This window comes from Bacillus sp. EKM202B, from assembly GCF_011066025.1.
In the GTDB taxonomy this organism is placed as follows: Bacteria; Bacillota; Bacilli; order Bacillales; family Bacillaceae_G; genus Bacillus_A; species Bacillus_A toyonensis.
Genome location: NZ_JAAMNK010000019.1, coordinates 1 through 22,786, shown reverse-complemented (window position 1 = coordinate 22,786; position 22,786 = coordinate 1). Strand labels below are relative to the sequence as shown.

Annotated in this window: 19 protein-coding genes and 1 pseudogene; all 20 read left to right on the top strand. The window is 33.4% G+C overall.

Annotated features, from left to right (window positions below):
• Window positions 1–17 precede the first annotated feature (17 nt).
• Window positions 18–1,301 carry a flippase gene (locus G9F74_RS20325; RefSeq protein ID WP_229181191.1) on the top strand — a complete coding sequence of 428 codons (1,284 nt, stop codon included), beginning with the start codon at window positions 18–20 and terminating at the stop codon, window positions 1,299–1,301.
• An 85-nt stretch (window positions 1,302–1,386) separates the two neighbouring features.
• Window positions 1,387–2,580, top strand: a complete 1,194-nt coding sequence (locus tag G9F74_RS20320) for a glycosyltransferase (RefSeq protein ID WP_016107282.1) — start codon at window positions 1,387–1,389, stop codon at window positions 2,578–2,580.
• Between the two features lie 101 nt (window positions 2,581–2,681).
• The gene (locus G9F74_RS20315; RefSeq protein WP_016107281.1) at window positions 2,682–3,884 is read left to right on the top strand and encodes a glycosyltransferase family protein; all 1,203 of its coding nucleotides are present in this window, start codon (window positions 2,682–2,684) and stop codon (window positions 3,882–3,884) included.
• Between the two features lie 41 nt (window positions 3,885–3,925).
• A complete protein-coding gene (locus tag G9F74_RS20310; protein ID WP_016107280.1) occupies window positions 3,926–5,278 on the top strand; it encodes a glycosyltransferase family 39 protein in 1,353 nt (450 codons plus the stop codon).
• A gap of 138 nt (window positions 5,279–5,416) precedes the next feature.
• Complete coding sequence (locus tag G9F74_RS20305) at window positions 5,417–6,217, top strand: glycosyltransferase (protein ID WP_016107279.1); 801 nt, start codon at window positions 5,417–5,419, stop codon at window positions 6,215–6,217.
• A gap of 21 nt (window positions 6,218–6,238) precedes the next feature.
• On the top strand, window positions 6,239–7,360 hold the full coding sequence (locus tag G9F74_RS20300) for a glycosyltransferase family 4 protein (RefSeq protein ID WP_016107278.1): 1,122 nt from the start codon (window positions 6,239–6,241) through the stop codon (window positions 7,358–7,360).
• Window positions 7,361–7,474: 114 nt separating this feature from the next.
• Window positions 7,475–8,758: a nucleotide sugar dehydrogenase gene (locus tag G9F74_RS20295; RefSeq protein WP_016107277.1), complete on the top strand. Its 1,284-nt coding sequence runs from the start codon at window positions 7,475–7,477 to the stop codon at window positions 8,756–8,758.
• Between the two features lie 139 nt (window positions 8,759–8,897).
• A complete protein-coding gene (gene tagU, locus G9F74_RS20290; RefSeq protein ID WP_016107276.1) occupies window positions 8,898–9,812 on the top strand; it encodes a polyisoprenyl-teichoic acid--peptidoglycan teichoic acid transferase TagU in 915 nt (304 codons plus the stop codon).
• 98 nt (window positions 9,813–9,910) lie between these two features.
• On the top strand, window positions 9,911–10,741 hold the full coding sequence (locus G9F74_RS20285) for an SGNH/GDSL hydrolase family protein (RefSeq protein ID WP_016107275.1): 831 nt from the start codon (window positions 9,911–9,913) through the stop codon (window positions 10,739–10,741).
• Window positions 10,742–11,011: 270 nt separating this feature from the next.
• Complete coding sequence (locus tag G9F74_RS20280) at window positions 11,012–11,734, top strand: LicD family protein (RefSeq protein WP_016107274.1); 723 nt, start codon at window positions 11,012–11,014, stop codon at window positions 11,732–11,734.
• Between the two features lie 178 nt (window positions 11,735–11,912).
• Window positions 11,913–13,793 carry a phosphocholine cytidylyltransferase/choline kinase family protein gene (locus tag G9F74_RS20275; RefSeq protein ID WP_016107273.1) on the top strand — a complete coding sequence of 627 codons (1,881 nt, stop codon included), beginning with the start codon at window positions 11,913–11,915 and terminating at the stop codon, window positions 13,791–13,793.
• Window positions 13,774–14,748 carry a DMT family transporter gene (locus G9F74_RS20270; protein ID WP_001080586.1) on the top strand — a complete coding sequence of 325 codons (975 nt, stop codon included), beginning with the start codon at window positions 13,774–13,776 and terminating at the stop codon, window positions 14,746–14,748. The genes G9F74_RS20275 and G9F74_RS20270 overlap by 20 nt, the downstream gene beginning before the upstream one ends.
• Entirely contained in the window at window positions 14,745–15,443 is a 699-nt protein-coding gene (locus tag G9F74_RS20265; protein WP_016107272.1) for a sugar phosphate nucleotidyltransferase, read from the top strand. The genes G9F74_RS20270 and G9F74_RS20265 overlap by 4 nt, the downstream gene beginning before the upstream one ends.
• Before the next feature lie 120 nt (window positions 15,444–15,563).
• Window positions 15,564–16,556, top strand: coding sequence for a UDP-glucose 4-epimerase GalE (gene galE / locus G9F74_RS20260; protein ID WP_016107271.1), 993 nt, complete (start codon window positions 15,564–15,566; stop codon window positions 16,554–16,556).
• A gap of 121 nt (window positions 16,557–16,677) precedes the next feature.
• Window positions 16,678–17,349, top strand: coding sequence for a response regulator transcription factor (locus tag G9F74_RS20255; protein ID WP_016107270.1), 672 nt, complete (start codon window positions 16,678–16,680; stop codon window positions 17,347–17,349).
• Between the two features lie 11 nt (window positions 17,350–17,360).
• Window positions 17,361–18,791: a sensor histidine kinase gene (locus tag G9F74_RS20250; RefSeq protein ID WP_033668195.1), complete on the top strand. Its 1,431-nt coding sequence runs from the start codon at window positions 17,361–17,363 to the stop codon at window positions 18,789–18,791.
• 66 nt (window positions 18,792–18,857) lie between these two features.
• Entirely contained in the window at window positions 18,858–19,640 is a 783-nt protein-coding gene (locus G9F74_RS20245) for a DUF3919 family protein (protein WP_000826601.1), read from the top strand.
• The gene (locus G9F74_RS20240; RefSeq protein ID WP_001225622.1) at window positions 19,637–20,671 is read left to right on the top strand and encodes an ABC transporter substrate-binding protein; all 1,035 of its coding nucleotides are present in this window, start codon (window positions 19,637–19,639) and stop codon (window positions 20,669–20,671) included. The genes G9F74_RS20245 and G9F74_RS20240 overlap by 4 nt, the downstream gene beginning before the upstream one ends.
• Window positions 20,672–20,690: 19 nt before the next feature.
• The gene (gene pgtP / locus G9F74_RS20235; protein WP_000477572.1) at window positions 20,691–22,025 is read left to right on the top strand and encodes an MFS transporter; all 1,335 of its coding nucleotides are present in this window, start codon (window positions 20,691–20,693) and stop codon (window positions 22,023–22,025) included.
• A 239-nt stretch (window positions 22,026–22,264) separates the two neighbouring features.
• A pseudogene (locus tag G9F74_RS20230) lies at window positions 22,265–22,786 on the top strand (efflux transporter periplasmic adaptor subunit); the annotation flags it as partial.

Genomic DNA, 22,786 nt, shown 5'->3' with positions numbered 1-22,786 from the left:
TGATGGTGAAATGAAGAATGAAATCGATAGCATTGCGGAGCAAAAATCTATTTGGAAAAATTAAATTAGTAATGAAGAAAGCTATGGAGAAAGGCTTCGTACATCTCCTTAGTGCAAACTTTTTGCTACAAATAGCGGGATTCGGTGGGCAGATATTTTTAACAAGAATTCTATCTGTTGAAGACATTGGAAGATTAAAGGTATTGCAATCTTTTTTAAGTAATTTAACAATTATAGCTGGATTAGGATTGAATGTTGCCATATTAAAAATGTGTTCTGAAAAAATTAGTATACAGCAAAAGCAGAGATTATTTGAAGATGGTTTCAAGATAACAGTATTTTTCTCGGTATTTATTACTTTGTTAACTTTCATTATAGCGGGATTCGGAGGTTTTTCATCGGACATCAAAATAAATAATCTAATGAAAATTTATGCTTTCCAATTACCGTTCCTTTCCATAAGTGCGTATTTTGTCGCTTACTTACAATCTCAGAAAAAAATTCATTTAATGTCTAATGTACAAAGTATTTCTAAAATTGCTGTAGTAATAATAAGTATTTTAGGAGCATATATTTATGGAATGACAGGCTACATAATTACTTTAGTAGTTGCATTATCATTAACAACATTACTATTTGTACCTTTTATTAAATCTGAGTTACAATCCATAAAATATAAACGAATAGACAAAGGATTGATCGCAAAGCCATTGAAATTAGGTAGCTATTCGTTTATTACAAATTTATTAGGTCAATTAATACTTACATTTAATATCCTTATTTTAAATTACATGAATGTCGATCCGAAAGAAGTAGGTTATTATGGTATAGCGCAGCTTATAATCACTTCTATGATGATTATCCCTAACACGCTAAATCAATTAATGATACCGTACATATCTGAACAAACAGATAATAGGGTTCAAATAAAAAAGATGCTGAAAAAATTTGAAAGTAGAATGTTGATGATAACGGCGCTATTATGTACATCAACATTTTTCATAATACCGTTAATGATGCCACTGATATTTGGAAAAGAGTATGTGAATTCAGTACCTTATTTTCAAGTCCTTGTAATAGGATTGTTCTTTTGGAGTATTTATTCACCTAAAGGAATCACATTACTTAGTATAGGGCGAGTAGATTTGAATTTTAAAGTGAGTTGCATTTCTTTTGGCTTTAATATAATTCTTAATTTCATATTAATTTATAAATTTGGAGCATTAGGCGCAGCTATAGCTACAACAGCTACATATTTTATAACTATCTTCATCAATAGAATTTATTTTAAAAAAGTATAGAAATAGAATGAGGAGAAAATTCCTCATTCTATTTTTTCTTTCGGCACATTATGTATATAGAATTAAAATTAAAAGGGAGAAACCTATGAAGATTTTATATCTAGTCAATATGGATCCTCAAAATAAAACCGGATTATTCAATGCAACTCACAAGAGGATTAAGTTAAATAATAATAAGGTTGATAGTGAAAAATATTGTATAAATTTTTACGATGGAATAATATTGAAATTATTGAAGAAATTATTAAAGAAAAAAATTTATCAAAAAGAGGGGGAGTTTTTTATATATGAAGATATCAAATATAGAAAACTCTATTTGAAGAATACGATTACGAAAAAGGTTTTAGAAAAGTTAGGAATAGACTTTTTAGTCTATTTAGAGGTTATTTTAAAAAATAAGATGGAAATACAAGAGTTTGATATGGTAAGTGCTCATTGGGGGCATACTCAAGGAAGTTTAGCTTACTATATTAAGCGCTTTTTGGGGATTCCATATGCATTGACATTGCATGGTAGTGATATTCATACTATGCCTAAACAAAGTATGAATTTAAAAAAAGTAATTGTTCGAAATCTAGAACATGCGGATAAAACTATTTTTGTGAGTGAATATTTAAAAAAAGAAGCTAGAGATCTTGGATATTGTGGGAATAATTTTTCGATTATATATAATGGGATCGATAGAGAAAAATTTTATCCAGTGTGTTTAAAAAAGAAGAGTGAATTAAGAACTAAGTATGGTCTTCAAGGGTATTTGGTGGGGTATATTGGTAACTTAGTTGAAGTGAAAAGAGTCGATAAAATCCCTCAAATATATAAAGAACTGAATAAAATTACTGAAGACGAATTTACTTTTCTCATTATAGGCGACGGAGATTTAAAGCAAGAGATGGAACAAAAATTCAATAAAATTGATGCTAAATTTTTGTTTACTGGAAAGGTAGCGCCTCAAGAGGTAGTCGACTATCTTAGTGTAATGGATGTATTAATTTTACCTAGTCGTCAGGAAGGATTGGGGTCAGTTCTATTAGAAGCACAAGCGTGCGGTATACCTGTAATTGGAAGTAGTAATGGTGGAATTCCGGAAGTAATTATTGATAAAACTTGTATTATAAAAGATGACCAATATTTCGAAGAAAAATTGGCGGAAAAAATTGTATTTATCCTTAAAAATAAATACAGTGTAAACCTCTCTAGTGAGTGGTTAAATAATTTTGATTGGGATAGAAATGGTGAAAAAGAATTAAATTTATACAAGAATATTATAAGTGAAAAATAAGATGTACTCTATTTGATGAGGAAAATCTATAAGTTTTTAACGAGTAGTACATAAAAAAGAGTTGTAATTATATATAAACTGCGAAGGTGGCTGTATAGAAAATGAAAAGGGTAGTAGTAATCAGTTACTGGTATTATCCAGAAAATGTAGCTCGGGCCTTTCATGTGAAAGGGATAGTTTCCTCCTTGATAAAGGATGGATATCATGTGGATTTAGTACTCCCTAAAAATGCTATGTACCAAGAAATAGGTAATAAAAACTTGGATAATATTACCTTGCATCAAGTCAAACCAGGTATTTTACTTCATAAAGAAAAAAATAGATGGGATGTTAACAGAAATATATTAAACAGTTCTCATAGTAACCTTCTTACTAGAGGGTTTAAAAAATTATACGATGTACTTATTTGGCCAGATAGAACGATTGAATGGGCAATAAATGCTTATCGTTATGTGAAAAAAAATAAGTTGCATAGTAATGGTATAGCCATGGTGACTGTGGGATTACCAGTGTCTACCCATATTACAGGACATTTATTAAAAAAAGATGCCCCTCATTTAAAATGGATAGCTGATTATGGTGATCCATTCTCTTATAACCCAGATCGAGAAATAAGAAAATACGATAGATTTTTGGAATCAAGGATACTTAATAATGTAGATTCTATTGTAATTCCAACGGAAAGTGCGATAGATTGCTATACTAGTTTAGGAGTAAATAAATCGCAAATTCATGTTATTCCCCAACTCTTTGAGGAGGCGCAAGGGGAAAGTAATTATGAGGTAGATAAAGATAAATTTAATATAATGTATGCAGGATCTTTTTATAAGGGAATTAGAAGTCCAGTTGAATTTATTCATGGTCTAATATTAGCTAGTGAAAAGAACCCTAAAATACAGTTTCATTATTTTGGAAATACCAATGCATTAGAGGAGTTCTTAAGGCTTGAAGGATTAGATATAAATATGCTCCCAATTACAGTTAATACTTTTAAAGATAGAAATGAAATTATTAGTATTATGAAGAGGATGGATTTATTAATTAACTTAAACAATAAAAGCACAAGTCAAATACCTAGTAAAATTATTGATTATTTGTATGCAGATAAGCGTATTTTGAATGTGGGATCAACTTTAACAGAGTTATTTGATAACGTGGATAATCGAAAGGGGAAAATTGCAGATAAATTAATAGAGATTAGTGTCTCTCCCTCTGGGTTTGATTATTCTGAATTGAAAAGATTCTATAGTTATAATGTCAATTCAAATCGGTACAATAATCTTGTGCAAACAGAGAATTCTTAATTAAGGATTTTACTAACTTTATATAGGGTGTTCAAGAAAATATGAATAAAAAAATTAACAATTTTTCACTGTTTTATATAGTAATTTTAGTATTTTCGGTTTTTGTAACTAATGAGATACAGAATATATCTATAATTTTCAGTTTACTAATTTTAAATGTACTGTTATATAGGCATCTTAAAGTAGATAAACCAATCATTTGCCTATTAGGCATATTGCTGACGATTTTATTTGTAATTACAGTTTATATTCAATATTATAATGCTATTAATTTAGGTTTTCATGATGGGAACTTATTTGGTAAAATTGGTGGGAATTTCTATGCGGATACCAAAAATTATTACGATGAATCACAACAACTAATGGAAGTTTTTTCTGGAGGAAGCTTTGGATATTGGTTATCTGGTGAATTTCCGCATTTTGGATTTTTTGGCCCGTATAATGCTTATAATATTCTTAACGCGATTTTAATTAGTATATTCGGCTCAAATCTATTAACTTTAATATTATTAAAATTGAAATTTAGTATATTAAGTTATTATCTATTGTATAAAATAGCAAATAGATATTTAAATAGTAAATGGGCAATTTTTTCGACAATGCTATATAATTTATATCCAGCTAACATACTTGTAGTATCCACTCTTTCTAGAGATAATATAAATTCTTTTTTGGTAATATTATTATGCTATTATTGTATATTGTTTGCTGAGGATAAATTTAACTATAAAGTAAAGTATATTACTAAAATTTTAATTACATCAATATTATTATTTTTGTTTAGATCATATGCAGCTCCTATTACTATTTTATCCTTATTTTTCACCTATTTTCTATCGGAAAAGCAGTCTGTGAAAAAGTATTTTCTAGGAATTGGTTTAATAATTATAGCGTTTATAGGTTGCTATATTTATGGATTTGAAAATGTGCAAGGTAAACTTACTTTAAATGATGGAACTCAGTCATGGATAACAGAGCGTTCAAAAGGATGGAATTTACTTATATACAGTGCGTTTTATGCCTTTTTTGGACAAACTACAATTATGGAAAATTATGATTTATCCGTTTTTTCTGAGAGTTTAAATGTATTTTCTTTCTATTATCAGAACTTTATTTTGATGTTTAGTTTTCTAGGGGTTGCCCTTCTTTTGTTTGTGAAAAAGAGGAAGATAGACAATCAAATATGGCTATTATGTTGTATAATGCCTATGCTATTCATTATTTTAATCACGAGTGTGTATGGATTACCAATCCCTAGGTTATATAATATGTGGATATGGTTAAATTGTATATTAATAGGTATCGTAATAAATAAGGTCAAGGAAAAGTTATTATTTTTAGGACTAATAAGTTCTGGTTTTATTGTTATTTTATTTGGATTTTTAATGAAATAATTTATGCATTAGTTTCAAGAAGAATTTTTACTGTTAGTAAATTTAAAATGTTTATTTGTAGATAAGGATTAAATAAAATATATTTAATCTTTATCTACGTTTTTTATTATCATATGAACGATGACCGGGAGAGGTTTTATGCCAGAAATAGCATTATTAATTCCTGTATATAACGATCAAGTTGGTTTAAATCAAACCTTAGAATCCTTATTGAAGGAAACAAAAGAGAAGATAGATGTAGTAGTTGTTGATGACGGTAGTAAGGAACCGATCCATGTTCCTGAGACTATGGGAATTCACCATATTATTTTTATAAAATCCGAAGTCAATAAAGGAATTGAGCATGTCTTAAATCTAGGATTAAAGTATATTTGTGATAATGGCTATACATTTGTTGCCAGGATAGATGCAGGAGATACAATTGAACCTAATCGATTTTATAAACAGAAACAATATATGTTAGATAATCCAAATTATATGTTGATAGGATCGAATGTAAGGCATACAGATATGGATGGTAAAGAAGTGTTTATAGAGCGTGTACCGCTTTCAACAGATGAGATAAAAAAGAAGATGCATATTAATAGTTGTTTCCCACATCCATCCGTTATGTTTAGAACAATAATTATTGAACAGATTGGTGTATACCACACTGATTTTCCAGCAGCAGAAGATTATGAGTTTTTCTTTAGAATAATGAATAAATATGAGGTTGCAAATTTAGATGAAGTTCTTATTTGTAAAGAAATTAATCCTAATAGTATCTCATTAAGTAAACGAAAGAGACAGTTGTATAGCAGAATAAAAATTCAAAGAAAATATTTTAACCCCCTAGTTTTAGAAAGTTATGTGGGAATAGTAAAGTCTTTTATCTTGCTAATAGCTCCTAATAAACTAATTATTGGTATTAAGTCTTTACTAAGTAGATCTTCTAACTAATGATAAAAGGGGTCATGAGTAATGAAAAAGGTTGTTTTTATATGTGAGGCGTTAGGTGGAGGAGTTAGGAGACATTTAGTAGACGTACTCTCCAATTTAGATCTAGATAAATATGAGGTACATGTTGTACATGGTACTAAGCGGGTAGATGATGTATTCCTATTGGCAAAAAATAAGTTTATGAAAAAAGGGCTTTATTTTTATGAAGTCCCAGAAATGGTGAGGGAATTATCAGCTAAGAATGACATAAGGGCTACAAAATCAATTATAAAAATACTAAGAGAAATCAAGCCGCAAATTGTCCATTGCCATAGCTCTAAAGCAGGTGCAATAGGTAGGATAGCGGCAAAAATATGTGGGGTGAAAAAGATATACTATACACCACATGCATATGTATTTCAAAACCCGAATTTATCTTCAAAGAAAAAATTCGTATATAAAAATATTGAAAAATTATTAGGTTTTTTAACAACAAAGGCTCTTCATGTTTCCAAAGGTGAAGAAACATTTGCTTTGGAGCATAAAGTCATTTCATTAAATAAGTCAATGGTAGTATATAATGGTATTTCATTTCCCTCTGCAGATAGCAAATTTTCTTTAAAAGATTTTAAAGAGAAATTGGTAGTAGGAACGATTGCGAGAATGGATTATCAAAAAAACCCATGGTTATTTATTCGTATAGCTGAACAAGTAATTAAGGAAAATCAAAACGTTGAGTTTGTGTACATTGGTGACGGAGAGTATTTTAAAGAAGTTTTCGATTATGTCGAAAAAAATAATTTAAATAAATTTATTAAATTAAAAGGATTTCATTCGAATCCAGATATAGAATTAAATCGCTTTGATATATTCCTATCTACCTCCTTATACGAAGGTATGCCTTACTCATTAATAGAGGCGTTATCATATAAAAAACCTATTATTGCGACGGATGTTGTAGGTAATAATGAAATAGTGGTTGATGATTATAATGGTTATCTTTTTGATAAGGATAATGCTGAAGAGGGAACACAAAAAATATTAGAAATTATAAAAGACCCTATTCTATATAACAAGCTCTCTAAAAATAGTTTTAGGACATTTGAAGAAACCTTTACAATTGAAAAAATGCTATCGTTAATAGAAGGGATATATTCCAAATGAAAGATTATAGGTAGTGTAAAGAGGCTTTATAATTAAAGAGTTGAGGATCATTAATACGTAATAATAGAATTTAATTAACTGAAAGAATAATAAAAAAGATAAGGATTGGTGAAAATGAATAAGAAAGTTTGTGTAGTAGGTTTAGGTTATATTGGTTTACCAACTTCAGCTATATTTGCAAAAGCAGGATATGATGTTATAGGGGTAGATGTAAACCCGGTTGCAATTGAAATGATTAACCAAGGTAAAGTTCATATTGAAGAGGTTGGATTAGGAGAATTAGTTAAAGATGTAGTAGAAAAGGGGAAATTGATCGCCAGTGTAGAACCAACCAAGGCGGATGTTTTTATTATTGCTGTTCCTACACCACACAATGCTGATCATACTGCAAATTTAGACTATGTCGTAGAAGCTACTAAGTCTATTTTACCATTCTTACAGAAGGAAAGTATTGTAATTGTAGAATCTACGATTCCGCCAAGAACTATTGATGATACAGTGGCTCCAATTATTGAGGAACAGGGATGGGAAGTAGGAGAAGAAATTTACCTTGCGCATTGTCCGGAACGTGTGTTGCCTGGACGTATTTTAATTGAATTAGTAGAGAATACAAGAATAGTTGGTGGGATTAATAAAAAATCTACGCAAAAAGCAGCCGAAGTTTACGGTAGTTTTGTAAAAGGAGAAATCCTTGAAACTACTGCTGTAACAGCAGAAATGTCTAAGCTTATGGAAAATACATTCCGTGATGTAAATATTGCATTAGCAAATGAATTGGCAAAAATCTCTGAAAAACTTGGCGTAAATGCTTTAGAGGTTATTAAACTAGCTAATCACCATCCTCGAGTAAACTTACATCTTCCGGGACCAGGTGTTGGAGGGCATTGTTTAGCAGTAGACCCGTATTTTATTATCGAAAAGGCACCTGAAGAGTCTCAATTAATTTCTAATGCACGCTTTATAAATAATTCTATGCCTGTATTTGTTGTAGAACAATTAGCAAAGATTATTCCAGATAAGAATGCAAAAGTTGCAGTTTTAGGAATTACATACAAGGGTAATATTGATGATGTCAGAGAAAGCCCAGCTATGACAATTGTAGATTTACTTAAAGACCAGGGTTACCAGGTTGCTGTACATGATCCCCATGTTCATGAAAATCAGGTGCACTTTAATTTATATAGTCTAGAGAATGCTGTGAAAAATGCAGAATGTATTTTGGTACTAACAGACCATAATGAATTTAAACAAATAGATGAAAAAATAATTATTGATAATGCAAGAAAGGCTATTATATTTGATACACGTAATTGTATGAACATAAGCAGTAAACAAATTTCTTATTACAATTTTAATAATCTATATGAACTAAGAAGTTTAGAAAACGTACAAGTATAATGAACTAATTGTAAATGGCTGATCAAGAATATGTTTTATTAAATGAAAAGTTAGATTAGATATTTAATATGTATTTAAGTTATAATTATAACTATGTTTTTTGAGAAAAGATTTTGATTTTCGAAAGAAGGTTAAACAGATGAAAAAGAAAATTTTATTTTGGATTCTAGGAATTATTGGAATTCTTATTGTTGGTGGTGGAGTATATGCATATACTGTTTATTCTAATGTGTCTAATACATTAGATGCTGTCCATAAACCATTAGATCGCGAGAAATCTGAAAAACGAGAACAGAAGGTAGATATTTCGGATAAAAAGCCAATATCTATTTTAATGATGGGTGTAGACCAACGTGGTGAAGATCAAGGAAGATCAGATTCGTTAATGCTATTTACATTAAATCCCAAGACAAAATCTATGAAAATTATTAGTATTCCGCGTGATTCTTATACAGAAATCGTTGGGAAGGGTAAAAAGGACAAAATTAACCATGCTTACGCATTTGGCGGGATTGATATGGCTGTAAAAACAGTAGAGAATTTTCTTAATGTACCAGTGGATCATTATATCGAAGTAAATATGGATGGATTTAAAGATATTGTAGATGCTGTTGGTGGTGTAGATGTTAATAATGATTTAGATTTTAATTATGAGGGAATACATTTTGAAAAAGGAAATATTCATTTAGATGGTACTAAGGCATTACATTATTCTAGGATGAGAAAACTTGACCCACGAGGTGACTTCGGTCGCCAAATGCGCCAACGTCAAGTTATTCAGGGAGTAATTAAACAAGGTGCAAGTGTATCTTCTCTAGCAAGTTACGGTGACGTATTAAAAGCTATTGAGAAAAACGTAAAAACAAGTTTAACTCAGGAGCAAATGTTTGAGATTCAAAAGAATTATAAAGATTGCATGGAGAACAGTGAAGAGATTCAAATCCCAGGCGACGGCCACAAAGCCGCTGATGGCATTTGGTATTACTATGTTCCAGATGCAGCGAAACAAGATATAACGAATAAGTTAAGAGCACATCTTGAAGTGACTAAATAATATGTAATAACCCAACTCCTTTGGAAGGAGTTGGGTTTATTTTTGCATGGATTTATATTAATATTATATGTTGTGAGATTAATAGATGAGGTGAATCGATGAATAAGAAAGCGGTACTTGTTCTTGTTGTTTTTGTATTGTTTGTTGCTTCGATTGTGAGCGGTAAATTGTACTGGAATAAGAAAGTTGCAAATGCAACGGGACAGACGAGTGAAGTAACGAAGACAAAGGCTGAAGTGAAGGATAGCGGAGCGAAGAAAGAAGAGAAAAAAGCAGAGAAAAAGCAAGATGCGAAGTCATCTTTTAATGAAGCATATGCGAAGAATTTACCAGATGAAGTGAAAGAGAAGTTGAAGAAAGCTGCTAAAGAGAAAAAGGCAGTAAATCTTGTTATTGTTGGTGATGAAGCTTCTTCATCTGAAAAAGATGCTTGGGCAGCTAAGTTAACAGCTAATTTAGAAACTGCTTACGGTAAAGGTTTATGGAATGTGACAGTAAAGGAATATAAGGGTGAAAGTACAGACGAGTTAATCGCGAATAAGCGTGATAAAGAGATTGCGAAAGACAAGCCAGATGTGATTTTATTTGAGCCACCATTTATTACTGATAACGGTAAAACTGGTAATGGGAACTCTGTTGCGAGTACACAGAAGTTTGTTCAAGCACTTTCTACTAGTGCAAAAGGTGCTACAATTATGATTCAACCATCAAACCCAGTGTATGGTGCGAAGAATTATCCGAAAGCAATTGAGGCATTAAAGCAATTTGCGACGCAAAATGGTTATACATATGTTGATCACTGGGGAGCATGGCCTGATGCAGCAACAAAGGCTATTTTACCGTACTTACAAGAAGAGTTTGGTTTCCCAAGTGCTAAAGGACATGAAGTTTGGGCACAATATGTAACGGATTATTTCGTGGCTAAGTAATGAAAGATACACAAAAGGTATACGAGAAATCGTATGCCTTTTATTTATGTAAGTACGGGGTTACTGTCTAAGCGTAAGGGTTATTTGTTATAGCATAAGTAATTTGTTTTCATTTATACAACACGACCAATCCAAAAATCTGACTTTCCCTTTGAAAAATGTGGTGTCAAATAGTATGATGGTGTAGGAAACGGAGAAAATAACGGAGATATGTGAGTGATTTTATTCCGTTATATTACTTTAAATAGATGTTATTGCGAGGATTTTTATATGGGATTTAAACAAGAAATTAGAAAATTTATTGAAGGAAATAAGCTAGTTCGTACATTGTTAAAAAAGCCTTTAGAATATCGTGCGAATAAGCAATTGCAATTAGTACGAAACAATATTAAACAATATGGAGTAGAGTGTTTACTATTAGTGCAAGAAGCTTTTAAAGAGCATGATCAAGAATTTTGGTTAGATTATGGCACGTTACTTGGAGCTGTGCGAGAAAAAGATTTCATAAGCCATGATTTAGATATGGATATTGGTACTTTTAATATAAGTGAAGAGAAGAAAAGAGCACTAGAGAAAACGTTAAATGATAAAGGTGTTAAGACGTTTAGGGAGTTCACAGTTGATGGTCATGTTGTAGAGCAAACTTTCACTTATAAAGGAACTCATATCGATCTGTTCTATTATTTTTCGGAAGATCCTAATAAAGTATGGTGTTACTTCTTTGAAGGAACTGATGAGATGTCGACGCAGGAAAGAGGAACTGAAAAGATCCTTACAGGATGGAAAACGAAAACAGCAAGTTCTACATTGTTAGGAACGAAATTAATGCCATTCAAGGGCGAAGAATTCCCTGTTCCTTCAAATGTTGAAGAGTACCTTACTGAAAACTATGGTCCTAATTATATGATTAAGGATGAGAATTGGGATTTTGCAAATTCTGCTAGTAATATTAAAGTTGTGTCAGCCAATAACGTTGAGGCTATTTATAAATAAAAAGAAGTGCCCCTGTGCAAAATAAGCAGGGGCACTTCTTTTTATTTTAGATGATAGGAGAAATGTAAAAATGTATTTACTGAAATTTTACAACAAATTTACATTCCACCTTATTAGTGATAATATTAATGTTGCGTTCAAATTTTGAATGTATTATCGATGTTATGGGGGACCACATATGCAACATGTGCTTGATATATTAGAAATTATTAATAAAGAACCACATTTAAGTCAGAAGAAAATTGCAGAACGTAGTGGGATATCTACCGGAAAAGTGAATTATATTATAAATGATTTGACGAAAAAAAATTATGTTGTTAGTGAAAAAAATGGAAAACATATAAGCTATTATGTGAAAGAACAGGGTCTTAAATTTTTGCAGAGCGAGTTAGCTACACTGCAGCAAAAAAAGATTCGTATTCATCAGCGAGAGTATAAAAAAGTGAAGCAAGCAGTTATTCTTGCGGCAGGAAATCGTAAGGAATTAGGTAAACCATCTGGGTTATTATCCATTGGTGATAAAATACTTTTAAATCGAAATTTAGAGATATTACACAATAACGGGATTGAAAAAGTTGTTATTGTTTCTGGATATAAAAAAGAAAAATTTGCTTCTTGGAATAAAGAGCAAGGAGTATACTTTGTAGAAAATCCGAAATATAAATGGACAGGCTCTATGGCTTCAATTTCAAGTGTTCAAAGTTTAATTACAGATGATTTTCTATTAATTGAAGATGATATTTTAATAGAAGAAGATGCGATTTCTCAATTGCTACAATATCCGGAACGGGACTGTGTATTGATTACGAATGAAAGTGGTTCTGGTGATGAGGCATTTGTAGAGATTCAAAACGGGAACTTGTATAAAATCTCGAAAGATGTTCATCAATTAAATCGTATTGATGGCGAGATGATTGGAATTTCAAAACTTTCTTATGATGTTTTTCTTAATATGTTGGAGTTGTTTAATCATAATCAAAATCCGTATGTGAATTATGAATATTTACTTCTTGATGTTGCAAGAACATATGATATTGGGCATATCAAATTACAAAATATTGTATGGGCAGAAATTGATACAAAACAGCAATATGAAGTTGTGAGGAATAAAATTTACCCTCGTTTATTGAGAAAAGAAGCAGAGTTTAAAGAAAAACAAATTAAAGGCCACGTTATGGAGGCTTTAAATATTCCAGAAGATGCTATTACAAATATTCAACCATTTGGTGGTATGACAAATACGAATTTCAAGGTAAGTGTTGGGGATTCAGAATATGTACTTCGTATTCCAGGAAGCGGTACGGAAGAAATGATTAGTCGTCATGATGAAATGGTGAATTCTAATTTGGCAAGTGAGCTAGGAATTGACGCTGAGCTTCTATACTTTAATGAAGAAACAGGTGTTAAGTTAGCAGAGCTTATTTCAAATGCAGAAACATTGAATCCGAAAACGGCGCGACGTAGTGATAACATGCAGTTAACGGCAGCTATTTTGAAGGAATTACATGAATCAAGTGCAGCGATGAGTAATACGTTTAATGTATTTGAGAAAATTGAGCATTATGAAGGTTTATTAAGTAAATCAAATGGTTCAAACTTTGCTGATTATAAAAAGGTAAAGAAGCAAGTTATGCGATTAAAAGCAATGTATGAGAAAATGGATGTTCAGTTAACACCTTGCCATAATGATACTGTTGCTGAAAACTTTGTGAAAAACGGAGAAAACAAGATGTATTTAATCGACTGGGAGTATGGCGGCTTGAATGATCCGATGTGGGATATTGCAGCACATAGTTTAGAGTGTGAATTCTCAGCTGAAGATGAAGAGTTATTTTTAGATTACTATTTTAATGGAAAAGTAGAAGAAATGCATCGACAAAGAATCTTATTAAATAAAATTTTCCAAGACTTTTTATGGAGTATTTGGACAAAGATTAAAGAAGCAGCGGGTAGTGATTTCGGAACATATGGAATGGATCGTTATACGCGGGCAAAAGAAAATTTACAGTTATTTTTAGAGTACTATGGAGGATACCAGTATGAATCGAAAGCAAAGTAGAGGGATTTTTTATGGTGTGTTCTCCGGATTTGCTTGGGCTATAGATACGGTTTTAATTGGGATTATATTATCCTCGACAGTTATGTTGGAAACGGAGCAAGTTATATTCCTTGCGCCGCTTGTTAGCACATTTTTACATGATTTTATGTCGACATTGTGGATGATGGTCTATATGGGACTTAAAGGTCAATTACGAACAGCACTTTCTAAATTAAAAACAAGAAGTGGTCGTTTCGTAATGTTAGGCGCTTTAATGGGCGGACCTTTAGGGATGACTTTTTATGTATTAGCCGTAAAGTATATAGGGGCTTCGTATACGGCAGCAATTTCAGCCATATATCCAGCCGTTGGAGCATTTTTTGCATTTATGTTTTTAAAAGAACGTTTACGCTCTTGGAATTGGTTAGGACTTGTAATAAGCATTAGTAGTATTATTATTCTTGGCTTTACCGGTGATGGATTTGCAACACAAAACTATATGTTAGGTTTTATTTTTGTTTTGATTTGTATTATAGGTTGGGGATTAGAATGTGTTATTTGTGCCTATGGTATGAAGGATGGGGAAGTTTCACCAGAAGAGGCGTTGCAAATTCGCCAACTTGTTTCGTCTGTAACATATGGACTAATCATTTTACCGACATTAGGCGGGCATTTTTTAACGAAAGAAGTTATGGTAAGTAGTGAATTTATCTTAATTATATTTGTGGCGTTAATTGGGACAGCTTCGTACATTTTTTACTATAAAGCAATCCATGAACTGGGCCCAACGAAAGCTATGGGGCTGAATATTACATATTCAGCTTGGGCGATTTGGATTTCTATATTAGTAATGGGAACACCATTTTCTTGGAAATTAATTATTTGTTGTTTATTCATTATTGTAGGGGCTGTTTTAACAGTCGCGGATGCAAATGAATTTATTAAGAGAAAGAAATATAGAGGAGAGGTAGCATGAGAGCGATTTTATTAGCAGCTGGTATGGGGACACGCTTGCGCCCATTAACATTAACGAAACCAAAGTCATTAGTAGAGGTAAACGGGAAACCGATGCTAGAACGACAAATTGAATATTTACAAGAGATTGGTATAGATGAAATTATTGTTGTTACTGGATATTTATCGGAAAAATTCAATTATCTTGTTGATAAATATGAAAATATACGTCTTGTATATAACGATAAATATAATATGTACAACAATATTTATACGATGTATGTAGTGCGTGAATATTTGGCAGATGCGTATGTGGTAGATGCTGATGTGTATTTACATCGTAATATATTTATTGAAAAACCAGAGTCATCTTTATACTTTAGTGCAAGGAAAGAAGACTTCCGCAATGAATGGATTATTAAGCACGATGGGAGCAAGAAAGTGTACGATATTGAAATTGGTGACGGTCATGATGATTACATTTTATGTGGCCTTTCCTATTGGTGTAAGGACGATGCGGATTATATCGTAAAAGAGTTAGAAAAAGCAGTGGAACAAGAAGACTTTAGTGAGCTGTATTGGGATAATATTGTGAAAGATAATATTGGTCATCTGAATGTTCATTTATATGAAATTGATAGCAATGCCAGCTTTGAAATAGATTCTGTCGAGGATTTAGAGAAGGTTGAAGAGAAGCTTGTCACTTTAAGAAGTTAGTTGTCGTTACGGTTCACATTATATTATTTTAAATGAATGTTTATGGTAAAATATAGGTAAGCATAAAATGTATGAGAGAAACTATATATTTGTTGTATTGAGTATAGTAGGAGGAATAACATGAGTTCAATTTTGGTTTGTGGCGGAGCTGGCTACATCGGTTCACACGCTGTGAAAAAATTAGTAGATGAAGGTTTATCTGTAGTAGTAGTGGATAACTTACAAACAGGTCATGAAGATGCCATTACAGAAGGCGCAAAGTTTTATAACGGAGACCTTCGTGATAAAAGTTTCTTAAGAGACGTCTTTACAAAAGAAAATATTGACGCGGTTATGCATTTCGCGGCTGATTCTTTAGTTGGTGTTAGTATGGAGAAACCTCTTCAATATTATAACAACAACGTGTATGGCGCACTTTGCTTATTAGAAGTAATGGACGAGTTTAAAGTAGATAAGTTCATTTTCTCATCTACTGCGGCAACTTACGGCGAAGTAGATGTGGATCTTATTACTGAGGAAACTGTAACAAATCCAACGAATACGTATGGCGAGACAAAATTAGCAATTGAAAAAATGCTTCATTGGTATAGCCAAGCGTCTAACTTAAAATATAAGGTCTTCAGATACTTTAACGTGGCTGGTGCAACTCCAAATGGTATTATTGGGGAAGATCATCGTCCAGAGACGCATTTAATTCCTCTTGTATTGCAAGTAGCGTTAGGTCAACGTGAGAAAATTATGATGTTTGGTGAAGATTATAATACACCAGATGGTACTTGTATTCGTGATTATATTCATGTTGAAGATTTAGTAGCAGCTCATTTCTTAGGACTTAAAGACCTACAAAACGGCGGAGAAAGTGATTTCTATAACTTAGGAAACGGTAATGGTTTCAGTGTAAAAGAAATCGTTGATGCAGTTCGTGAAGTTACAAATCATGAAATTCCTGCTGAGGTAGCACCGCGTCGTGCGGGAGATCCAGCACGTTTAGTTGCTTCTTCTCAGAAGGCGAAAGAGAAGTTAGGATGGGATCCTAAGTATGTAAATGTGAAAACAATCATTGAGCATGCTTGGAATTGGCATCAAAAACAACCGAATGGATATGCTAAGTAAATATAATAAGTGAAAGAGAGGGTATTGTCGTTCAACATATGTTCGACAATATCCTCTCTTTTTTTGTATGATTTTTGCTATACTAAACTGTACTATAATACAGGATGGAAGGAGGATAAGGATGAAAATACTTGTAGTTGATGATGAATCGAGTATTCGTAATTTGATTCGAATGCAGTTAGAGATGGAAGGATATGAAGTATTAGTAGCGGCTGATGGTAGAGAAGCGCTAGAGAAGTGGAAGGAAGGGCCGGATGTATTGATTTTGGATGTTATGCTTCCGGATACAGATGGGTATGAGTTACTTCGCTTGTTCCGTGAGAAGGATAGGGATATTCCAGTACTCATGTTAACTGCAAAGAGTCAGATGAATGATAAATTGCTCGGCTTGCAGCTCGGTGCGGATGATTATGTAACGAAGCCTTTCAATTATGCGGAGCTCATTCTTCGTGTGAAGAATATGAGTCGGCGTGTGAAGAAGGAGGGGGTCACTACAAGCCACGAAGTAATTCGAGCTGGAGAGTTAATAATTTGTCCTAAGGAAAGAAAATTACATGTTAGTGGACAAGAGATTCAGTTAACGTACCGAGAATTTAATTTATGTCAGCTGTTTGTTTCAAATCCACAGCGTGTATTTATGAGAGATGAGTTACTCGAGAAAGTGTGGGGCTTTGAGTATATCGGAAATACGAGAGCGGTTGATATTATGGTGCAAAGATTACGTAAGAAGCTTGGTACGAGCGGAGAATATATTAAAACAATTTATGGCGTTGGCTATAAGCTGGATTGTTAAGTGGTGATAATATGTCGTTAAAACGGAATATGGTATTTGGAATAGTTGGATTGTTGATTCCAATTCTTTTTCTTTTGTATACGGTTGTTTATATTTCACTAGAGAAGAATATGTATCATAATGCAGCTGATTCTCTTGAGAAGTTAAGTGTAGAGGCACAAATTTATACGATGAATTATTTAGAGAAAGAAGCAGAAATCGAGACGTTAGGTCCGAATTCGCTTTTAATTGCTTCGTACTTAGCGAAGCGGATGGATGTCCGTGTACAGATGATAGGAAAGAATGGAGATGTTGTTGCAGATACACAAAAAGGAGCGTTACTTCATCGGAATATTGATATTGAGAGTTCTTTGAAGGGTAAGAAAGCTTATGTTTTTGCGGAAGGAGAGCCAGCACCCATTCTTTTGTTTTCAAGCCCGGTTTATTATGGAAACGATGTCATTGGGAGCATTCGTTTTATAGATGAGTTAACGGGTGAGAAGGAAGTTTTAACAAATGTGAGCTGGACTTTTTTAATGACATCTCTTTGTTTAGTGGCTGCAGGTATTTTCTTTGCGGTTCGTTTAGCTAGGTCTCTTCATAGGCCAATTGATCAGTTGAGACAAATGGCAAAGCGGCTTGCGAATGGCGATTATGAAAGTAAGATTGAGCTAAATGAGTATGTGGAAATTGCACAGCTTTCAGCATCCTTTAATGCGATGGCTGATGGAATTGAACTGCATATTAAGCAATTGAAGGAAGAAAAAGAGAAACAGAAAGATTTCTTGGACCGTATTACGCATGAGTTGAAGACACCACTTACGGCAATTATCGGTTATGTTGATTTAATTCCGAAGTTACACTCGAAGGAAGATGTGCAAGAGAGTCTCCGGTATGTAGCTGTAGAAAGTGAGCGTCTATTATCACTTGTAGAGGAATTACTTAAGTCTTCAAAGTACGGGACGAGTACGTTTGAAGTGTCACCTACAGTTGTGAATATAAAAGAATTAGCAGAAGAAGCAGTTTCAATTGTGAAACCTCGTCTGCAGCAATTTGAGATTGAAGTGATAAATGAGTTAACGGATGTACATGTCGTTGCGGATTTTGATAAGACGAAGCAAATCTTTTTAAATGTACTTGATAATGCGATTAAGTATAGTGATGCTACGCACATTCGCATGAATGTAATTGTAAGTGAGCGTGAGGCGAAGGTTTTTGTTCATGATGATGGTATCGGTATAGATGAGGATGTACTTGCCGAGTGGAATGGGTCTCCAGGAGGGAAAATGCTTCCTTCTAGTTATGGGAACGGCTATGGTTTGTATATTTGTCAGGAGATTATGAATAAGCAAGGCGGAAGTATGCGAATTGAGAGCAGTGAAGAGGTTGGTACTACGATATTTATTACATTTTTGCTTCCAAGACGAATGGAAGACATAAAAAACTTGAAAGCGGTTAAATGATACATTTATGAAACAATTATGCGGTATTTTCGAAACAACGTTTTTTTATCTTGGAGGTAGGCAGAAATGAAAAGGCTATCATTTCAAATTCTTATGTTTGTCTTTTGTATCATTGTTTCTCTTGTTTTGTTTTATGTTGTGGAGAAACAAACATATAATCGAATCACAATTGTGAATGACAAACAAGCCGTTTTACAAAGAGTGAACGAATCTCTTCCAATTGAAGTGAAAGTAAGACATGAAAAGTGGGGAGAAATTGTTGTAACGGATGAAGTTCGTTTACATACAATTGTTTCATTCTTTGACCGAATTCGAATAGAACCGAGAGAGGCAGAGAGCCAAGAACAAGTATTTACTGGAGAAGTAACGTACTTGAATGGACATAAGCGTACTTTTGCAGTAGGTGACTTGTTCCAGTATGAGGCGAACGTATACGGGAAGAAGGGCACTGATCCGATGATCTCGGCATTTCAAACGTATTTGTTAAGCCTGTATTACACGCCAGAGCGTATTAGTGATTTCTTTGCTTCAGCAAAGGATGTCATAGTACGTCAAGGGAATGTAGTACGTACTATCAATCTTACGCACATGCTTGATTCTATTCGGTACGCAAAACAAATTACAGATTACGGAGAAATTCAGAAATTATTACAATCACAGAATGAACCGATTGCTTATATTACAGCTTATAAATCAGGTAAGCATGTAAAGAATGAGCGTGAAGATATTCTTACGATTTCTGTGTATCCATCGTACTTTGTTGTGCAATACCTCGGTGATAATAACGGGAATGTCATGTATATGAAAGGCTCTCTAGCAGAGTTATTCGTAAAGGAGAATGCGTCATGAGAAAGATAGCCTTTTTCTTCTTTTTGCTAGTAATTGGAGGAGCGATGTCTAGTTGCTCTCGAGATACAACCTCTATTAAATATAATAAAAGTGGTCTTCCTATTTTGGATGATCGTCATCTTGTTGCATATGTAGCGGCCCGTGAGGAAGTTGGTGAGGCATTGCTTTCATCATTTTGTAAACCGCGTGGATGTACGTATGAATTTATTCGTCTTTCGACAGAAGAACTTCTTCGAAGAGTGGAAGAAGAATCTGGAAATCCGAAAGCGGATATTATTATTGGCGGTACAGTAGATGCACATCAAATGATGAAGCAAAAAGATCTGTCTATTCCTGTGACGAGCCAGCATGCGAATCGTATTTCAAAAACTGTTAAAGATAAAGATGGTTATTGGTACGGTTACGAAGTAGAGAAATTGGCAATCGCAATTAATAAAGAGCGGTGGAACGAAGAAATAGCACCGCTTGGCCTACCGTATCCATCCAGGTGGCAAGATTTATTAAACTCTGCGTACACAGGAAAGATTGTTATGCCAGATCCAAATGTTTCGGGTACTGCATATACGTTTTTTCAATCACTTATTGATACTTTAGGTGAAGAGGAAGCGAAGGCGTATGTGAAGCATCTTGCAGGACAGGTTGGAGAAGTAACGGTGAATGGTTACATACCAGCAGAACTTGTGGCAAGTGGTGAATATATGATAGGCATCAATTTTATGGGAGATCAGAGAATGCTTCAAAAACGAGGCTTTCCTATTTTAAGTAACGAACCTGAGCAAACAGGTTTGTCTGTCAATGCGATTTCGAAACTAAAACGTGCACCGAGTGGTATTATTGCGGATTTATTTATTGATTATTGTTTATCAGAAGAAGCGGGTCACATTTTAGAAAAAGTTTCGTTTGGCGTACCAACGATGTTTGCGAAGAATGAGAAAGAAATAGAAGGGCAGCCGGTTAGAAGGACGAACCAAAATATATCAAATAGTGGAATAATCGAGATATGGAATAGACAGCGTCTCTCTCAAAAGTGAGAAAAGGAGACGAGAGTATATGTTTAAATGGCTTAAGCCAGCACCTGCAATTGAGAGATTACCAGCGGATATGATCGCGAAAGTATATACGTTACTACGTATTCGTGTGCTAATCGGAATCTCTGTTGGATATGCTGCTTATTATTTAGTGCGCAGTAATTTTACGTTATCAAGTACGTATTTAGTACAAGAATATGGTTTTAGTACGGCTGAAATTGGACTACTAGGTTCAGTAATGGCGATTGTTTATGGATTTAGTAAGTTCTTTATGGGGAATTTATCAGATAAAGCTTTTGCCCAGCGCTTTATTGCAGTCGGATTATTCTTATCAGGGCTTGTAAATATTTGTTTCGGGTTTGCATCTTCATTTGGAATGATTGTTACATTACTTGTCCTGAACGGTATTGTACAAGGTATGGGAGCACCACCTTGTAGTATCGTTATGACGAAATGGTTCTCAAAGAAAGAACGTGGTACGAAAACAGGTATTTGGAATATTTCACATAACGTTGGCGGAATGCTTGTGCCACCACTTGTTGGAATTGGTGTAGGTATTTTCGGTGAAAGTCATTGGCAAGGCGGCGTGTTTATTTTCCCAGCGATTATCGCAATGGTAATTTCAGTTCTTGTTTGGATCAATGCGAAGGATACACCAGAGTCTGAAGGTCTTCCTCCAATTGATGAGTATCGTAATGACTATGAAAATCTTGAAAAAGCAGATAATGCTAACAAGATGTCACCAAAAGAAATTTTAATGAAATATGTAGTAAAAAATAAATTTGTATGGTTCTTATGTATTGCGAATGCATTTGTTTATTTAATTCGTTTCGGTGTTATTAACTGGGTTCCACTTTATTTAACGACAGTTAAAGGTTTTTCAAAAAATGAAGCACATGCAGCATACGCAATCTTTGAAGGTATGGCAATTCCAAGTTCGTTAATCGTTGGTCTTTTAAGTGATAAATTATTTAAAGGGAAACGTATGCCATTGTGTATTATTAGTATGGTTGGAGTTGTTATTGGTACGTTTGTATATTGGCAAGCAACTAGCGTACTTGTTGTAAGTATTGCAGTTTCTATTATCGGATGTTTAATTTACGTACCACAGTTCTTAATCGGTTTAAGTGCGATGGAATTAGTACCGAAATTTGCGGTAGGTACGACAGTTGGTATGTGTGGTCTGTTCGGTTATGTGGGCGGAAGTCTTGTAGCAAACGCAGCAATTGGTGTTATTGTTGATCGTTCTGGCTGGGATGGTTGCTTTATCTTACTATTAACAGGTGCAATTTTATCAACAGTCTTCTTGTTCATCGTTCAACGTGGACATGAGAGAAAAGATCCTAAAGCGGCGTAATATTTTGTTTGAAAAGCTATTCAATTTTTATATTGGATAGCTTTTTCTATATAATATAATATTTCCTTAAATCTATCTTAAAAGACAAGATGTCATATTTCTAATCATTGGAATTTTTGTTACAATATAAATGGATGTGTAAAACTTTGTAAAAATAATGTAATAATATGTAATGTATTTTCAGAAAGTTTTATACAATTTTTTATATTAAACTATTAAGTTATAAAGGGAGAGAGAATATGTTACCAAATACGGTTCGTACTCCAAATAAGAAGAAAAAATGGATTATTATCGGAGTTATTGCACTAATTGTTATTGTGGCAGCAGTTAATATTTTTATTATGCAAGGTAAGAAGAAGGGCGCATCAACAACGGCTGATGCTGTAAGCTTTGAGAAAGTGACAGAGCGTAAGCTGAATAATACGAAGTTAGTTTCTGGTCAGGTGAAGCCTGGGAATATTGAAAGTTTCTATGCGGATCCGGCCAAAGGAAAAGTGAAAGATATTGAGGTAAAAGAGGGACAAGAGGTAGAGAAAGGTACGAAGTTATTCTCTTATGATAATGAAGAGATTAATCTTCAAATGAAGCAAGCTGAGCTTGATCAGAAGATGGCAGATATGCGTTATGATCAAGGGAAAAAGAAGATTGATTCGCTCAAGAAAGAAATTAAGAAGGTGAAAGATAGCGGAGCTGGGAAAGAAGTAACAGATCCGATGGAAGAGCAAGTAAGTGAGTTAGAAATAGCGCAAAAAACAACTGAC